The following is a 17,191-nucleotide window of genomic DNA, read 5'->3' on the forward strand; positions in this document are numbered from 1 at the left end:
CGTCCAGGCGGCTGCCGGCCAGCTTGGGTGATCAGCCTATCCTGGCCTTGGTGATGCAGGTCTTCAGATCGACCTTGGCCTGCTGGCCACGATCGACCAGCACCGGCACCTGCTCCAAGATCTTGCCGTCCTTCTCGCAGGTCATCGTCCAGTTCTCGATCAGGCCGGGAACCTCCGATGAGCTGACCACCTTCGAGTCGAACAACGTCGCATCCAACGTGTACGTCGGAGCGACCGACGCGAAGTTGATCACGCGAAGGATGTAGTCGCCGGGAACCGGGGCCGCGATCTTGGCCAGCTCCTTCTCACCGGGTGCATTACCGGACGAGCCGACCTGGGTCAGCGTTCCATCGGCCTTCTTGAGGTAGACCTCGAGGTCGAGATCGTCCGGCGTCGGCCAGTCGAGCTTGACCTGCATCAGGTCGATCCCTGTCTCGGTGATCGTGAACGGATGATCAACCTGCTGGTTGACCGCCGTCGGTCCGCCGTTGAAGGTCTGGCTGCGAACCGGCTGGCTCTCGGTGATCTCGACCAGCTTGGACTGCACCACCGGACGCGTCGACGGGTTGACGTGCCACGTGTACCTGCCGTCGGCACCGACCTTCATGGTCGTGTCGAGCGTGTCCTGGAAGCTGCCGGTCCAGGTGGGCGTCGCGAACGACTTCCGCAGGCGCAGCGTCGCGCCAGCAGGCGCCTTACCGGCGATCACCGAGTGCGTTGCCGTGTTCACGGTGTTCTCCAGGGCCGAGAGGTAGGCGGCCCGATTGCCCTTTCCGGCAAACTCCCCGGCACCAAGGTATTCGTCCACGACCTTGGGGAACGGTGGGTGGAACTCGTCGGGGCCGATCTCGAAGGTGTAGCCGAATCCGCCGGTGGCGTTGTATGACCAGTCCTCAGTCGTGCCCGTCGTGTCATAGAGCTGCCAACCGTGGATGTTCTGGTAGCCGTTGCTGGCCGTCATGGTGGCACCCAGGGCCTTCAGGCCTGCCTCGTCATGAGCATCTCCCACGGGCAGTCCGTCGTGTCCGATCGTGTCGGGGTCGACGCCGTTGGGACGAAGCACCAAGTTGGAGAACGTGTGGTTCGAGATCAGCGTCGTGACCTGACGAGCGCTGACGAGCTCGCGGATGTTCTGCGACTCCGGCTCCGAGAACGCCGAGGCGCCGCGATAGGTCGGATCGGCGAAGGTGTCGGAGGCTCCGGGTCCGCCCCAGAAGCCGCCGTAGTTGCGGTTGAGGTCGACCCCGATGCCATAGCCGCCGGGACTGGTCGCAGCTGCCGCGCAGGTGCCGTCCGGGGTGTCGACGCCGTCGACGACTCGGCAGTTCTTGCGCTTGTACGCGTTGCCGGGTGTTCCAAGGATCGTCACCGTGTCACCGTTGTCGACTTCACGGAGATCGACGAGCTCGCCGTCAGTACGTGACTGGTCGAATCCGTCGACGTTGACGACCGGGACCACGATGACGCGCGAGCGGTCGAGCAGGTTGGTGATGCGGGAATCGGTCCCGTAGTTCTTGACCAGATCAGTCGCGAACTCCATGGCAAGCTCACCGGACGGCCACTCACGTGCGTGGTGAAGCCCCATCAGCAGGAAGACGGGACGGCCGTCCTCGGCAGCGTTGACCTTGGCGCCGATCTCGATACCGCGCACGGTCTTGCCGTCGAGAGACTTGTGCGGAAGCGTGATTCCTTTGGCGATCAACGGCTTGGACGCGGCAAGTGCTGCCATGTCCGTGTTGTAGTCGGCCAGCTTGCGGTAGGTGTCCCGGCCGGAGGGCAGCGGGGACGTCACCGTTGCTGCCGCGTATGCCGCGTTGGCTCGGTTGTTCTGCGCCTCACGCATCGTCAGATCCGGGATCCGAACGTCATACGGGAGACCTGCTTCGCGAAGGGCCGACGCGTCTGCATTGTTGTGCAGAACGACCTCGACATACCCCTTTCCGGCATGCTCGGTGAGATCCAGACCCAAAGTCTGGAGCAGGGCCTTGTCAGCCTTCGTCGGTGTATTGACCGTCACGAGCTGGGTCTTGAAGGGGTCCTCCGCCTGGGCCGGGCCGGATGCCACGAGTGGCGCGACCCCGATCAGGCTGACAGCGACAGCTGCGGAAATGATGGAGGTTCGGGTGTGGCGGGGCCGGTAGGCCATGGGTTCTCCCGTTCGTCGGTAACGACCAGTCCAGGTGTGACTAGTTATTTCGAACCAACGAGACGTAGTTCACATGGTTATTCGTGACGACCTGTCTGCTGAAAACTTTTTCCCGGCAGGTCGGGCACCTTCATCGTGGTGCGAATGTCGTGTACGACTGGTGCGGCCGTCCGATCTCGGCCAGCGCGTCCAGATCGGACCCATCAGGAATCCATCGCGCTGCGGCGGCGTTGGCCGCAACCTGCTCCGGGGTCGTGACGCCTGCGATGACGCTCGAGACCCCCGGCTGGGCGGCCAAGCCTCCGATCGCCAGCTCCAGAACAGAGATCTCCCGAGAAGCCGCGAACTCTTCGAGCGCCTCGATGCGATCCCAGTCGGCGTCCTGTAGCCGCTTGGACTGAACGGCCAGCCGCGTCCCCGCCGGCGCGGGCTCACCACGCCGATACTTGCCGGTCAGCAAGCCGTACGCCAACGGGAAGTACGGCAGGATTCCGACGCCGAGCGCGAGACACGCGGGCACCAGCTCCACCTCGGCGGTGCGGTTGTAGAGGGAGTACTCGTTCTGGGCGGTCACGAAGGACTCCAGGCCGGCAGTCCGCGCGAGCCAGTCCGCGTCGACCACCTGCCAGGACTGCAGATTGGAGCAGCCAATCGCACGGACCTTGCCCTCGATCACCAGCTCGGACATCGCCCCCAACGTCTCCAGGATCGGCGTCGAGGGATCAGGGGTGTGCAGCTGATAGAGGTCGATGTAGTCGGTGCCCAGTCGCTGCAAGCTGGCCTCGACGGCCGTGCGGACGTACTCCGCGGTGCCGCGACGACCACCGTCGTCCCCGTTGACGCCCTGCATGTCCATGCCGAACTTCGTGCCGATGATGGCCTGGTCACGCCGTCCAGCCAGCGCCTGTCCGAGCAGCTGCTCGCTCTGGCCAGTGTCGTAGACGTCAGCGGTGTCGAAGAAGTCGATGCCGTTCTCGAAGGCTGCGTCGACCACCGCGGCTGTCTGCTGAGCCCCGATCCGGGCGCCGAAGGCGTTGCAGCCCACCCCCACGGTCGACACGGTCAGGTCGCTGGTGCCGAGAGGGCGTCGGGTGCTCATCCGTCCACCCTAGGCACGTGCCACGGCGGGTACGCCCGCGCGTTCGACGCCCGGTTACACTCGGCCGATGACCACGATGCCTGCGGTGCGCCATTGCGCCGCAGGACTGGCGGCAGTACTCGTGATCGCACTCGTCGTGAACTTTGGCGGTCACGCCACAACCTCGGGCCCGCGGCCCACGACCGGGTCCACACAGGCAGGCACCTGGGTCAAGCCCGGACGAATCCCGCAGTCCCTCACCGCGACCGACCGCAACCAGGCCCTGCCCGACCTCGACCTCGCCGCGACCCCACCGGTAGACGTTCCAGACGCCAGCGCGATTCTGGCGTTCGCAGCCCCGCACACCGTTGCGGTCCAGCCCGGGCGAGACGTCGTCACGGCAACCGGACGGGCGCCACCGGTTCTCTGAGCCGCGAAGCGTTCCCGTCCACCTGCGCCACTCCGGCGCTCCTGCCTGAAAGTCCTCCATGATCTCCCGTGCCCCATGGTGGCGCGCCGTCGCCGCATTCTTCGTCGTCGCCATCGCCCTGACCTTCGCGCTCACCAGCTCGGCCAAGCTCGGCCTGGACCTTCGCGGCGGGACCCAGATCGTGCTGGAGACTCAGGACTCCGATCGGGTCAAGGCTGACGCAGAATCGACCGATCGCGCCCTCAGCGTGCTGCGCGGACGGGTCGACGCGCTGGGGGTCGCCGAGCCGACGCTGGCCCGATCCGGCGAGACGCGCATCATCATCGAACTGCCGGGACTGCAGGACCCGCGCGAGGCGGCCAAAGTCATCGGCCAGACCGCACAGCTGTCCTTCCACGAAGTCCTCGGCATCCCCACCGAGGGTCAGGAGCCCGGCGCCGGGGAACAGATCCTCGACGACGAGAGCGGACAGCCCGTGCTGGTCGGCAAGCCGCTCCTGGACGGCAACGGAGTCAAGGACGCGTCGGCCCAGACCGAGCAGCAAGGACTCGGCCAGTGGCTGGTCAACGTCGATTTCAACGGCCAGGGTCGTACCGGCTGGAAGCAGCTGGTGTCCGACGCCTGCGCCAACCCAGCGGCCGGGAACCGAGTCGCGATCGTGCTGGACACCGAAGTCATCTCCTCCCCTGGCGTCGTGCCAGAGCTGTGCGCTTCTGGCGGCGGCAGCAGCACCAGCATCAGCGGCGACTTCACCCAAGCCTCGGCCAAGGACCTAGCCGTCCTGATCAAGGGAGGTGCCCTGCCGGTCCCGGTCGAGACGGTTGAGCAGAGGACCGTGGGACCAACGCTGGGCAAGGTCGCGATCGACGCTTCAATCGAGGCGGCGATCATCGGCATCATCCTCACCGGGCTGTTCATCATGTTCGTCTACCGGCTGGTCGGTCTCCTCGCGACGATCGCGCTGGGTTCGTACGCCCTGATCTCGTACGGCATCTTGGTCTGGCTCGGCGCCACCCTGACCCTTCCTGGCCTCGCCGGTTTCGTGCTCGCTGTCGGCCTGGCGATCGACGCCAACGTGCTGGTGTTCGAGCGCGCTCGCGAGGAATACGCCGAACGAACCGCCGCAGGGTTGTCCCCCGCGCTCAACACCGGCTTCAGCAAGGCGTGGTCCGCGATCATCGATTCCAACGTGACCACGTTGCTGGCCGCGGCCCTGCTGTTCTTCTTCGCGTCCGGACCGGTCAAGGGCTTCGGTGTGACGCTGTCGATCGGTGTCGTGGCATCGATGATCTCGGCTCTGGTGGTCGCACGGGTCCTGAGCGAATGGGCGATGAAGCGTGCCTACGTCCGTCGGCATCCCCGGATCAGCGGCATCGCCGGTACCGGCCGCCTGCGCACGTGGCTGACCGAGAACGGGCCCGACCTGATGAAGCGCAGCGGCACCTGGATCGCGGCCACTGCTGTCGTCGCGATGATCTCGGTTGGTGGCATCGTCCTGCGTGGGCTCGACCTTGGCGTCGAGTTCACCGGCGGGCGGCTGTTGGAGTACTCCACCTCCCAGACCGTCGAGGTCGAGCAGGCGCGTGAGGCGGTCGGCGACGCAGGCTTCCCGAAGGCTGTCGTCCAGTCATCGTCCGGCGACGGGGGCACCGAGAACATCACCGTGCGGGTGGACGACATCACCAACGACGAGGCGTTCAGGATCGAGACGGCGCTGGCCGGTGTCGCGGGCGAGGTCGACAAGGAGCGGGACGAGCTGATCGGGCCAAGTCTGGGCAAGGAGCTCCGCGACAAGGCCGTGATCGCCTTCGCGATCGCAATCGCTGCGCAGATGATCTATCTCGCCTGGCGGTTCCGGTGGACCTACGCAGCGGCTGCGGTGCTTTCGATGGCTTCGGTCGTGCTGACCGTCGTTGGTGCGTTCGCATGGTGGGGCAAGCCGATCGATGGTGTGTTCCTTGCGGCCGTGCTGTCGATCATCGGCCTGGCGGTCAACGACACGATCGTGGTGTTCGACCGCATTCGGGAGCACACCGCAGCGAACCGCCGTCGTCCGTTGCGTGACGTCGTCAACGAGGCGATCCTGCAGACCATCCCGCGCACGATCAACACCGGCCTGGGAGCGATGTTCATCCTGGCCGCTCTCGCTGTTCTCGGCGGCGACTCGCTCACCGACTTCGCGATCGCATTGCTGATGGGCCTGTCGGTCGGCATCCTGTCGACCATCTTCACGGCATCTGCGCTGGCGGTGGTGCTGGAGGAGCGCTGGCCCTTCGATCCCTCGAATTCGCGCAAGCGGCTGGTCGACCCGTACGCGAACGTCGACGACGGCCGGTCCACCGGTGCGGTCATATGAGTGGCCCCCGGCGCCCTAGGGTGTGGTCATGACGTCGACACCCCCGGAGCACGGCGACCCGAACGAGCCGACCCAGCCATACGAGAGCGAGGCTGAGGGACCCGACTACGGCCCGGCCACGCCGCCTCCGCCTCCGCCTCCGGGCGCCTATCCGCCGCCCCCGCCCGGCTACGGGCCACCACCGGGCGGCGCCTATCCGCCGCCCCCGCCCGGCTACGGGCGGCCTCCGGGCCCCGCATACGGCGCACATCCAGGCGCGCCTTGGGGTGTCCACCCGGTGACGGGGATCCCGTACTCGGAGAAGCAGAAGCTCATTGCTGGACTGCTGCAAATTCTGTTGCCGCTCGGCATCGGCCGCTTCTACATCGGCAACACAGGATTAGGAGTTGCTCAACTCCTGGTCACGATTTTCACCTGCGGCATCGGCGCACTCTGGCCCTTCATCGACGGCATCGTCATGCTCACTGGCGATCCGAAGGACGCCCAGGGGCGTCCGCTGCGACCCTGAATTTGGCCTCGGGCGTCCACAAGTTGCCGTTCGGGGGCTGACAGGACAGGTGCTGTTTCGATAGTTTCGCCGCATGCGATTCGGGGGAATTGTCCTGGTGGTGCTGCTAGGGCTGACGGCTTGCTCGTCCGAGCCCGTACCGAGGGAGCCTGAGGCCAGCGCGTCCTCGGCCACCCCACCAGCGACACTGCCGAGCATGCCCGCGCAGGCGAAGAAGGACTCTCCCGAGGGCGCAGCAGCATTCGTCAAGCATTACATCGACGTCGTGAACCTCGCAGCGAACAGCGGGAGAACAAAGCCGATGCTCTCCTTGTCGCACGAATGCGCGCCCTGTGACAGCTTCGCAATGGCGTTCAGCGACGAACCAACCGGTGACCAGCGGTTCACCGGGAAACTTTGGTCTCTAAAACGGATCGTTGCGTCGTCCGATCGCGCTCCCCTAATCGTTCGCGCCGAGCTAGCAGTGCGCGAAGGACGCGAATCCAACCCCTACGCTTTCGCGTTCATCCTGAGTGAGAGCCCGCCCTACAAAATTCAGGACATCAGGATGGCGGACAAGTCTTGATGCGACTTGGGAGCATCTTGGCAATCATTCTCTTGCTGGGATCTAGCCTCCCCGCTTCAGCAGACGTCGATGTGGCTCCGGACGCTTGGTCTCCGAAGCTCCACCTGTCAGTCGAGCGCAAGATATCCGCGACGCGTGGCGAAGCTGCGAACTCGCCCCTGCTCACCTCGCCGCTAATACCCGTTGACGCCGTGTGCGTGGAGGATCTTGACGGCGTCGAGCAGTGCTACGCAAAGAGTTTCGACGATGCTCCACCCGACGATCCGAAGGGGCGGGGGCTCACGGAGGGGGACGTCGTGAAGGCGGTGCGCGAGATCGGGCTGCCGAGTCTCGCGATCCACATCCAGCCGCGCGAGGAGACCCTCGTCAACGTCCCCACGATCCTCTACACCGTGCCTCGAGCGTTCGACCGCAGCATCAACCTGCTGGGCTTCGCCATCGACCTGACCGCCGACCCCATGAGCTTCCACTGGGTTCACGGTGACGGCACTACCGCGACGACAAACCGTCCGGGTGCGCCATATCCCGGGATGGACGTGACACATCGCTACCGCGTTCCAGCCAAGTCCGTGCACCCTCGAGTCGACGTCACCTACCGCGTCCGCTACCGCGTCGACGGAGGCGCTTGGCAGACCGTCGGGCAGACTCTGCAGGCGTCCGGCCCGGCCTCCACTCTCGAGGTTCACGAGGCTGCGCCGGTCCTCACCAGGCCGTGACTCCAGCACGATCGAGGGAGCCCAGTCAATGCAAGAATGGGCCGCATGAGCATCGCTAATCACATCGTTGACCTGATCGGCAACACCCCGCTGGTCCGGCTCAACTCCGTCACCTCCGCGGGATCCGCGACCGTGGCCGCCAAAATCGAGTACCTCAACCCCGGTGGAAGTGCCAAAGACCGCATCGCGGTCAAGATGGTCGACGCCGCCGAAGCCTCAGGAGCCCTCAAGCCCGGCGGGACGATCGTCGAACCGACCTCCGGCAACACCGGCGTCGGTCTGGCGCTGGTCGCCCAGCAACGCGGCTACCAATGCATCTTCGTGTGCCCGGACAAGGTCAGCGAGGACAAGCGCAACACGATGCGGGCCTACGGGGCCACGGTCGTCGTCTGCCCGACCGCAGTTCCGCCCGAGCACCCCGACAGCTATTACAACGTCTCCGACCGGTTGGTGCGCGAGACCGAAGGGGCCTGGAAGCCCGACCAGTACTCCAACCCCGCCGGCCCCGAAAGCCACTACGAGACGACCGGCCCCGAGATCTGGGCCGACACCGACGGCAAGGTGACGCACTTCGTCGCTGGCGTCGGCACCGGCGGCACGATCAGCGGCGTCGGCCGCTACCTCAAAGAGATGTCCGGTGGCAAGGTCAAGGTCATCGGCGCCGACCCCGAGGGATCGGTCTACTCGGGCGGCACCGGCCGGCCGTACCTGGTCGAAGGCGTTGGCGAGGACTTCTGGCCCAGCGCCTACGATCCGTCGATTCCCGACGAGATCATCGCGGTCTCGGACGCCGACTCGTTCGAGATGACCCGCAGACTTGCCCGCGAAGAGGGGCTGCTGGTCGGCGGATCCTGCGGCATGGCGACCGTGGCGGCCCTCCAGGTTGCTGCGGACGCCGGTCCTGACGCCCTGGTCGTCGTTCTGCTGCCGGACGGTGGCCGCGGCTACCTCTCCAAGATCTTCAACGACGACTGGATGTCGTCCTACGGCTTCCTGCGCGAACCACTGGACGGTCAGGCGCACGACATGACCGCGGGTGATTTGCTGCTCAGCAAGTCCGGAGGGATGCCGGCGCTGGTGCACACCCACCCGTCGGAGACCATCCGCGACGCGATCGAGATCCTGCGCGAGTACAACGTCTCCCAGATGCCGGTGGTCGGCGCCGAGCCTCCCGTCGTGATCGGCGAGGTCGCCGGCAGCGTCAACGAACGCGCCCTGATCAGCGCGGTGTTCGAGGGTCGCGCGAAGCTGACCGATCCCGTGTCCAAGCACATGGAGCCCGCCATGCCGCTGCTCGGCTCGGGCGAGAGCCTCGACGCCGCCCTCAAAGCGCTCAGCGTCAGCGATGCCGTCATGGTCATTGAGGACGGCAAGCCCCTCGGCGTGCTGACACGCCACGACCTGCTGGGAGTTCACGTATGACCGAGACACCTGGTTTCGCCACCCGCGCGATTCACGCGGGATACGAGCCCAATGCCGAAAATGGTGCGGTCAACGTGCCGATCTATGCCAGCTCGACATTCCAGCAGGACGGTGTGGGCGGCATGCGTGGGGGCTACGAATACGCCCGTACCGGCAACCCGACCCGCTCCGCCCTCGAAGCAAATCTCGCGGCGCTCGAAGGTGGTGCGCACGGACGGGCGTTCAGCTCGGGCATGGCTGCCACCGACTGCGCACTCCGCTCGTTGCTCCGCCCCGGCGACCACCTCGTGATCCCGGACGACGCCTACGGCGGCACATTCCGCCTGATCGACAAGGTCTTCACGCAGTGGGGCGTCACCTACTCCGTCGCAGCAGTCAACGACCTCGACGCGATCCGAGCGGCAATCACACCGGCGACCAAGGCAGTCTGGATCGAGACCCCGACCAATCCCCTGCTCAATGTCGGTGACATCGCGGCGATCAGCCAAATCGCTCACGACGCCGAGACCAAGCTCGTGGTCGACAACACCTTCGCCTCCCCCTATCTCCAGCAGCCGCTGTCGCTCGGGGCTGACGTGGTGTTGCACTCCACCACGAAGTACATCGGCGGGCACTCCGACGTCGTCGGCGGCGTCCTCGTCACCAACGATTCCGAGCTCGACACCGCATTCGCCTTCCTACAGAACGGTGCGGGCGGAGTACCCAGCCCGTTCGACGCCTTCTTGACGATGCGCGGCGCCAAGACGCTCGCGGTTCGCATGGACCGGCACTGCGACAACGCCGAGGCCGTCGTCGACCTGTTGCAGGGGCACCCCGCCATCACCTCGGTGCTCTACCCGGGCCTGCCGGGTCACCCAGGTCACGAGGTCGCCGCAAAGCAGATGAGTCGCTTCGGCGGCATGATCTCGGTACGGCTCGCCGGCGGGACCAAGGCCGCGCAGGATCTCTGCGCACGGACGAAGGTGTTCACGCTCGCAGAGAGCCTCGGCGGCATCGAGTCGCTCATCGAGCACCCCGCGGCGATGACGCACGCCTCGACCGCAGGGTCCCAGCTGGAGGTGCCTGACGACCTCGTCCGGCTGTCGGTCGGCATCGAGGACATCGCCGACCTGCTGGCCGACCTCGAGCAGGCGTTGCGCTGAGGCCGGGTCGCGGGGCGCTCCTCGGGGCTACCGCGTGGACGTTACAGCCGCTGTACATCGTGCTCGAGGTCATCGTCGGCCTGCAGGCATCCCAGGACTACCGCTTCGCCACCAGCACGATCAGCGATCTGGGCAACACGTCGTGCCGAACGATCCGCGGAGAGGTGCTGTGCTCGCCATGGCACGGACTCATGAACGTCGGGTTCGCCTATTTCGGGCTCTCCCTGGCGTTGGGTGCGCTGCTGCTCGGCCGGCGGATCCTGCCAGGCCGCGCCGGCAGCGCCGCCGTAGCCCTGTGGTGCCTCTCCGGCGTCGGTTCGATCGGCGTCAGTCTCGTACCGGTCAATGAGCACGGAGGGCTGCACGGTCTGGTTGCGCTGCCCATCTTCTTGGCCCAACCGACAGCCCTGCTGATGACCGGCGTCAGCCTGTGGTCGACCCGGCGGGGCCTCGCCGCGGCGACCTGCATCGCCGCGGTCATGTCGACAGCCGGCGTGGTCGGCTTTGTCACGATCCTGTCGGTCGACGCTGCCTCGGGCCTGGGGGCGTTCGAGCGACTCGCGCTGTGGCCGGGGTATGCGTGGGTGTCGGTCCTCGCGTTGAGCACCGTGGCCGCGCACACCCGGGAAAGGCTCGCTTAGCCGAGCCGCACCGTGCGGGCCGAGCCGATGTCGGCGAAACGTTCGGGCTCGCACGTCAAGATGATGATCTGAGAGGTGGCGCCGACCCGGTTGAGAACTGCGGCGAGCCGGCGCCGGCGATCGGCGTCGGTGAACCCGAGCGAGTCGTCGAGGATCACCGGAGCGCCGTCGTCCGAGCTCACCAGCTGGGCGGTCGCGAGTCGACCGATCAGGGCAAGCTGCTCCTTGGCCCCGCCGGACAGGGACTCGAACGGCACCGTCGCACCGTCGATGGTGCGGCTGACGATGGACAGGTCATCGCCGATGCCCACCGCAAACCCCGCGCCGAACACGATCGCCCCCAACAACTCGACCGCCTGCCGAAACGGTGCAACGTAGCGCTGCTGCGCAGAGTCACGGTGCGCCCGCATCGTGTCACGAAGCAGCTGGGCCGCAGTCGCTCGCGAGTGCAGCGAGTCGTGCACGCGGCTGGTGTTGGCCTGCTTGGCCAATGATTCGTCGAGGCGGTTGCGCAATCCGTCACGCCCACGCACCTCCAGCTCGGTGGTCGACGCCACAAGATCGGCATCCCGCTGGGCGAGATCGTCGACCAGCCGCTTGGCCAGCTCTCGCGCGTTGGAAGCGAGCATCTCCAGCCCGTCAGCGTCCTGATCGCGCAGCGCCGTGCGCGCCGACTCGAGCGCGGCAGCATGCGACATGTGTTGCGTCCGGCAGTCGGTCAGCGCCTCGTCGAGTCCCGCATCATCACGTACCTCGCGATCGGCCGCGAGCCGCAGCATCGCACGATCGGACTCGTCGGCCGCACTGCCGGCGACCGTCTCGGCCTTGAGTCGCCGTTCGTTGGTGGTGTTGAGCACGGCGACGACGCGGTCCCGCTCGTGGGATGAATCGGACGCCGCAGCCTCTGTCTCGGCCAGGCGGGTGGCCAGCTCGTCGAGCAGGGTGCGCGCGTTGACCAGATCGGTCTGTCCCGGCGCAGGACCCGGCTCGATCGACGCGGCAGACAGCCGAGCCCGCACGGCCTCCACGGTCTCGCCGGCGAGCAGAGTCTCCCGCTCGACCCGAGCGGCATCGGCTCGCCGTACGGCGTCCTCCCGCTCGCCGCTGCGTCGACGCGCCTCAGCCAGGTCCGAGACCCCAAGATCTGCCAGCAGGGCCTCGACCTGGTGTGCTCGATCCTCGATCTGACGGCTGCGGCGGACCGCCTGGTCGTCGGGTGTGATGCAGACCCGCACGACGCCGGCAACCTCGACGGTTGCTGCTGCGGTCAGGTCACGGGTGATGCTGGCGTCGATGTCGTCCTCGTCGATCGTCACCACAGATCGGCCCAGCCGCTCAACGGTGAATCGGGCCGCGCCGGCGGCAGCGGCATCCCGATCGGCATTCAGTCGGGCGACAGTGTCAGCCAGTCGGCTCACAGTGTCGGGCTCGACGCGATTGTCAGCAATCTCGGCCTCGGCGACCTCGAGGCGAGCCGTCGCCGAGTCGATGCCGGCGAGGCGTTCGCGGACCGCTTCGGCGTCGATCCGCGCCTGCACAGAGCGGACGGATCGATCGGCCTCGCCGACTTCGGCGCGTAGAGCACGAAGGTCGGCGGTGACGTCTTCACGAGCGGCATCGAACTCGTTCACGGAGGCGACCGCGGCCTCGTGCTCGGCCACCGCCAGCTCCCACGCCTCGGTCGCGGCCAGAGCCAGTCCAGCACGCTCCTCGGCCTCCGCGCGTCGCTCCGCGCGCGCCTCGACCGCTGCCTGCGCGGCTGCCAGCGCGATCTCTGCCTGGTTGAGCCGCACTGTCGCCTCGTCGTGCTGGCGACGCAGGTCGGTCAGATCTCCCTCGCGCTCGGCGAGCTGATCTGCATCGACGCGGGCAAGGTCGACTCGCTCGACAAGCCTGGTCCGCTCGGCGGTCAGACGCTCGTGCCGCTCGACGACTTCGTCAACCGCCCGGAGTGCCTGCTCAGCCGCCGCCACGACCTCGGACCGTTCGCCGAGCTCGCGGATCGTTGCGGCGTAGGTGTCGGTGGGGCGCCCGGTCGCGGTGAAGTATCGGCGATATTCCTGCTCGATGCGGTCGATCAGGTCCTCGTGCGACGTGCCGGTGTCGGCACCGTCGTCAGCGAGCGTCGACAACGCCGACTGCAGCGGAACGATCCGCGCAAGCCGCGCCTGCTGGAGCGATTCGCCCTGCACCTGCTGGAGGGCAGCCCACAGATCGTCGTCCATCGTGGCACTGAAGATCTGCTCGACACGATCGTGCGCGGCATCTCCGGTCAGCTGCTCGGCCGCCGGCGCCGAGATGGTGAGCTCGGTCATCGGCTTGCGGAGCCAACGCTTGGTGTAGGTGAAGCGGAAGGGACCGCTGGAGGCCTCGATCGTCACCTCGGGCCCGACATCGCGATTGGTCGGCTGCACCGCGCGAATCGCCGAGTGCTGCGAGGAGGACTTGAACTCTCGGATGAGACGCAACGCCTCGGCCAACGAGGACTTGCCAACCTCGTTGGGGCCCACCACGACAGTCACCCCGGGTGCCTCGAACCCGACGTCGCTGGCCGTGACGCCGCGGAAATCGGTCAGCGCGATCCGGTGCAGCCTCACGCGGCACCCCCGTGGCTGAAGCGGTAGAGCAACCCCAGTGCGTCCCGCGCCGTCTGTGCGTCGTCCTGCTCCAACAGCCGGGTGAGCTCGTCGACAGCCGCACGGGCGAAGCCCGTCAGGCCCAGGTCGCCGAACTCTCCGTCGGCGGGCGTCACGACGAGATCGCTGTGGCGCTCCCAGAGGTCGACCAGCGCGAACAGGTCACGCGCGGCGTCGAGGATCGTGTCCAGCCGGGCCTTCTCACCGATGCTGAGCGCGCCCGTCAGCGACAACCACACGGCGGTGCGGTGCTTGGCCGGCAGCTCGGCCAGCCATCGCTCGAGCTCATCGACATCGGCCGCGCTGCTGAGCTCTGCGCGGTGGTGGACGTAGGACCAGGTGCCGACCGGAACAGGATCGACCGTGACCGACGTGCCGTCGACATCAACAACCAGGACATTGCCTGGATCGTCCTCGCGGCGGCTGGTCACCTCGGGCGCACCTGGATACCAGATGCGATCGGTGACCCGAGTCGTGGAGTGCCGGTCGCCGAGCACCGCGAAGTCGGCCCGGCCCGAGTGGATGGCTGCCGTGAGGTCGTCCTCGTTGATCCCGGCGGGGTTGTCGCGATCGATCCCGAGCACGGTGCCATGGCCGGCCACGATCCGCACGATGCCGTCGCGAGGCTCGACGTCGGCCAAGGCCGCCGCGACGAGATCCGTCAGCGGCGCCTTGCTGAACCACGGTGCGGCGACGATCTCGACCCCGTGGTCGACCGTGTGCAGGCCAGGAGTGTCCAGCACGTGCACGTGCGCGGGGCAGCCCTCGACGAATTCACGGGACCGGTAGATCGAGGCCGCGTCGAGCGGATCGTGATTGCCGGGCAACAACCAGACCGGCACCGTGACGTCGGCCAACGCATCGAAGGTCCGCGCGACCACGGCGCGGTCGAGCTGGTTCGACTCGAAGACGTCACCGCACACCAGGATGAAGGCGGCATCGCGCTCGGCGGCAACCCGTCCGATGCTGCGAATCGCATCGATGCGCGCCTGGGCGAAGCGGGGGCGCGCCTCATCACCGAGGTAGTGCGCGGTCATCCCCAGCTGCCAGTCAGCCGTCGCCACGAATCGCATGGTCCGACCGTATCCGTCACCACCGTCAGTCCTTCGGATCACACGCCACCAGCCCGGGTTCCTGCCAGAATCAGTCCATGTCGACCGTCATGCTGCTGCTGGCCCACCCGCGGGCCACGAGCTTCTGCCATGGCATCGCCGAGCGCGTCGGTGAACGACTGCTGACGCTGGGACACGAGGTCCGATCCCACGACTTGTACGCCGAGTGGTTCGACCCGCTGCTGACGGCTGACGAATCGCACACCAGCGGAGCGACGGTCGAATCCATCCTCGCTCGTGAGCCGGACCCGGTCGTCGCGCTGCATCGCGAGGAGCTGCGCCGGGCCGAGGGTCTCGTCGTGATCCACCCGAACTGGTGGGGCATGCCCCCCGCGATCCTCAGCGGCTGGATCGACCGCGTCGTCGTGCCCGGTGTCGCATACCGGCTGGCCGACGCCACCGGCCATCCCGAGCCCCTCGCACCCATCTCCAACCTGTTCGTGATCAACACGTCCGACACGACCGACGAACGTGAGCGCGACCTCTACGGCGATCCACTCGCCTCGATCTGGGGCCGCTGTGTCGCGCCGTACCTCGGCGGGCCACGTTTCACCCGCAGGGTGCTGCGCCCGGTCACCGACTCGACCGAGGGCCAGCGGACGATCTGGCTCGACGAGATCGACGCGCTGGTCGTCGAGACCTTCGGTCACCCCCTCTAGGCTCTTCGGCATGACACGGTTTCGCGGGTTCCTCGGCGAGGTGTCGTGGTTTCAGCTCGTCGCCAGCGTCCTGGCCGCCGTGACCGCCGCATTCGTCGCATCTCGGCTGGGTGTTGCGGGGACGCTCGTCGGCGCAGCCCTCGGCAGTGCGGTCATCACTCTCAGCTCGGCTCTGTATGGCCGGACGCTCGACAAGGGACGCACCCTGCTGGTCACCACGGCCAGCGGCACCGTCATACAGCGGCGGGTCGAGGAGGACGACGACATCGCCGAGACGATCGAGCAGGCCGCCGAGCTCGACTCACCCGTGCGACGCGGCGAGATCGTCCCGAGCACCGCCGGTCTGCACTGGCGGACCATCATCGTGACGACCGTCGTCGTCCTCGCCCTCGCGCTCGCGGCCATCTCGACCTACGAGCTGCTCTCCGGGCAGGCACTGGACGGATCCGGCGGAACCACGCTGGGCGACACCTTCGGCGGACAGCGCAGCCAACCGCCACCCAGCGCTCCGGCTCCGACTCCGGCGCCGACCGACCCGACGCCCCCAGCTGCCACGCCGACCGATCCGGCGCCAACGCCAACCCTCGGAACCGAGTCGCCGACGCAGGCGCCGACAGGGACGACCCCGCCGACGGAATGACCGGCCGGTCCACGACGTTGACCCGTCCGAGCTCTCGGAAGGAGCGCGCATGACGATCCACCTGACTCCCAACCTCACCGACCAGGCCATTGCCGAGATGGAAGCCTTCGACGCCTTCCGAGCCGGTGAGGATCTGCTCGACTCGCGTTTCCCCCGAGACGCCGCGCGAGTGCTGCGCAGGGTCGTCGACGAGGAGCCCGCTCACTCTGCCAGCTGGGAGCTGCTCGGCCGGGCGCACTTTGCCGCCGCCCAGCTGAAGCCCGCCGAAGAGGCGTTCCGACGCCTTGTCGAGCTCGAACCGACCAGCGCATGGGCGCAGACCGCGCTCGGCCTGACCCTCGACCGGCAGAGCCGGCACGGCGAAGGGGCCGTCCACCACCGCATGGCCGCCGCCATGGGTGCGTCCGCTCGCGACGCCACGCGGGTCGAGCTCATCGACCGGCAGACCGGCTGACGGCCCTGGACACCACGTGGCTTGAGCCCGAATGGGCGGCCGCGGCAACGGCGATCGTCCTGGTCGTCGTGCCGTCCATCTGGTCGCTCACCCGGCACCTCGTGACCCTGGTGCACGAGGCCGGTCATGCCGTCGTCGCAGTCCTGACCGGCCGCCGTCTCAACGCCATCCGGCTGCACACCGACACGTCGGGGCTGACGGTGTCCAGCGGTCGACCCCGGGGCGCGGGCATGATCGCCACGGCCGCCGCCGGCTATCTCGCCCCTGCCGGCCTGGGTCTGAGCTCCGTTCTGCTGGTCGAGCACGGGTACACGCCCTGGGCGCTGTACGCAGGCCTGGCGACGCTCGCGATGATGCTGGCATTCATCCGCAACTGGTTCGGCCTGCTCGTCGTGACACTCACCGCCGCGGGAGTGAGTCTGCTGATCTGGCGCGCGCCGGATCGGGTGCAGGACTTCGCTGCCCTGACTTTCGCCTGGTTCCTCCTCGTGGCCGCTCCGCGGACGGTTGTCGACCTGTGGCGGCACCGGCGGCGGTCACGCACCAGGACGAGCGACGCCGACATCCTGGCCCGGCTGACCTTCCTGCCTGCTGCGGTGTGGAACATCGTGCTCCTCCTGCTGACACTCGCCGCACTCGGTGGCGCCGTCCGGCAGACCAACCTGATCGGTTGACTCACCGCACGC

At 67.4% G+C, this 17,191-nt stretch carries 16 protein-coding genes; 12 read left to right on the plus strand and 4 right to left on the minus strand.

What is annotated here, in order from left to right; genetic code table 11:
• Window positions 1–31: 31 nt before the first annotated feature.
• Window positions 32–2,146: a M14 family zinc carboxypeptidase gene (locus tag WB461_RS12070; protein ID WP_423852975.1), complete on the minus strand. Its 2,115-nt coding sequence runs from the start codon at window positions 2,144–2,146 to the stop codon at window positions 32–34.
• A 130-nt stretch (window positions 2,147–2,276) separates the two neighbouring features.
• Entirely contained in the window at window positions 2,277–3,245 is a 969-nt protein-coding gene (locus WB461_RS12075) for an aldo/keto reductase (protein ID WP_423852976.1), read from the minus strand.
• A 67-nt stretch (window positions 3,246–3,312) separates the two neighbouring features.
• On the opposite strand from WB461_RS12075, the gene WB461_RS12080 reads away from it, so the two are divergent.
• The 8 genes from WB461_RS12080 (at window position 3,313) to WB461_RS12115 (ending at window position 11,004) form a co-directional block, all read left to right on the plus strand.
• Window positions 3,313–3,654 carry a hypothetical protein gene (locus WB461_RS12080; RefSeq protein ID WP_423852977.1) on the plus strand — a complete coding sequence of 114 codons (342 nt, stop codon included), beginning with the start codon at window positions 3,313–3,315 and terminating at the stop codon, window positions 3,652–3,654.
• Between the two features lie 58 nt (window positions 3,655–3,712).
• Window positions 3,713–6,010: a protein translocase subunit SecD gene (gene secD / locus WB461_RS12085; RefSeq protein ID WP_423852978.1), complete on the plus strand. Its 2,298-nt coding sequence runs from the start codon at window positions 3,713–3,715 to the stop codon at window positions 6,008–6,010.
• A gap of 28 nt (window positions 6,011–6,038) precedes the next feature.
• Complete coding sequence (locus WB461_RS12090) at window positions 6,039–6,518, plus strand: TM2 domain-containing protein (protein ID WP_423852979.1); 480 nt, start codon at window positions 6,039–6,041, stop codon at window positions 6,516–6,518.
• Window positions 6,519–6,591: 73 nt separating this feature from the next.
• Window positions 6,592–7,083: a DUF6318 family protein gene (locus tag WB461_RS12095; RefSeq protein WP_423852980.1), complete on the plus strand. Its 492-nt coding sequence runs from the start codon at window positions 6,592–6,594 to the stop codon at window positions 7,081–7,083.
• Between the two features lie 197 nt (window positions 7,084–7,280).
• Window positions 7,281–7,799: a hypothetical protein gene (locus WB461_RS12100; RefSeq protein WP_423852981.1), complete on the plus strand. Its 519-nt coding sequence runs from the start codon at window positions 7,281–7,283 to the stop codon at window positions 7,797–7,799.
• Between the two features lie 45 nt (window positions 7,800–7,844).
• Window positions 7,845–9,221 (plus strand): cystathionine beta-synthase, encoded by a 1,377-nt coding sequence (locus tag WB461_RS12105; protein WP_423852982.1) that lies wholly within the window; start codon window positions 7,845–7,847, stop codon window positions 9,219–9,221.
• A complete protein-coding gene (locus WB461_RS12110) occupies window positions 9,218–10,363 on the plus strand; it encodes a cystathionine gamma-synthase (protein WP_423852983.1) in 1,146 nt (381 codons plus the stop codon). The genes WB461_RS12105 and WB461_RS12110 overlap by 4 nt, the downstream gene beginning before the upstream one ends.
• Window positions 10,364–10,422: 59 nt before the next feature.
• Window positions 10,423–11,004 carry a DUF998 domain-containing protein gene (locus WB461_RS12115; RefSeq protein WP_423852984.1) on the plus strand — a complete coding sequence of 194 codons (582 nt, stop codon included), beginning with the start codon at window positions 10,423–10,425 and terminating at the stop codon, window positions 11,002–11,004.
• On the opposite strand, the gene WB461_RS12120 is transcribed toward WB461_RS12115, so the two are convergent.
• Window positions 11,001–13,601 (minus strand): AAA family ATPase, encoded by a 2,601-nt coding sequence (locus WB461_RS12120; RefSeq protein WP_423852985.1) that lies wholly within the window; start codon window positions 13,599–13,601, stop codon window positions 11,001–11,003. The two genes, WB461_RS12115 and WB461_RS12120, sit on opposite strands and share 4 nt — an antisense overlap.
• Complete coding sequence (locus tag WB461_RS12125; RefSeq protein WP_423852986.1) at window positions 13,598–14,713, minus strand: metallophosphoesterase family protein; 1,116 nt, start codon at window positions 14,711–14,713, stop codon at window positions 13,598–13,600. The genes WB461_RS12120 and WB461_RS12125 overlap by 4 nt, the downstream gene beginning before the upstream one ends.
• A 77-nt stretch (window positions 14,714–14,790) precedes the next feature.
• On the opposite strand from WB461_RS12125, the gene WB461_RS12130 reads away from it, so the two are divergent.
• Genes WB461_RS12130 through WB461_RS12145 form a run of 4 tightly spaced genes read left to right on the plus strand, consistent with a single transcriptional unit; the run spans window position 14,791 to window position 17,179 of the window.
• Window positions 14,791–15,411, plus strand: coding sequence for an NAD(P)H-dependent oxidoreductase (locus WB461_RS12130; RefSeq protein WP_423852987.1), 621 nt, complete (start codon window positions 14,791–14,793; stop codon window positions 15,409–15,411).
• A gap of 10 nt (window positions 15,412–15,421) precedes the next feature.
• Window positions 15,422–16,051, plus strand: a complete 630-nt coding sequence (locus WB461_RS12135; RefSeq protein ID WP_423852988.1) for a hypothetical protein — start codon at window positions 15,422–15,424, stop codon at window positions 16,049–16,051.
• A 49-nt stretch (window positions 16,052–16,100) separates the two neighbouring features.
• The gene (locus tag WB461_RS12140) at window positions 16,101–16,505 is read left to right on the plus strand and encodes a tetratricopeptide repeat protein (protein WP_423852989.1); all 405 of its coding nucleotides are present in this window, start codon (window positions 16,101–16,103) and stop codon (window positions 16,503–16,505) included.
• A 5-nt stretch (window positions 16,506–16,510) separates the two neighbouring features.
• Window positions 16,511–17,179 (plus strand): M50 family metallopeptidase, encoded by a 669-nt coding sequence (locus WB461_RS12145; RefSeq protein ID WP_423853000.1) that lies wholly within the window; start codon window positions 16,511–16,513, stop codon window positions 17,177–17,179.
• The last annotated feature ends 12 nt before the right edge of the window (window positions 17,180–17,191 follow it).

Origin of the sequence: Aeromicrobium sp. (genome assembly GCF_049587115.1) — a bacterium.
Taxonomy (GTDB): domain Bacteria; phylum Actinomycetota; class Actinomycetes; order Propionibacteriales; family Nocardioidaceae; genus Aeromicrobium.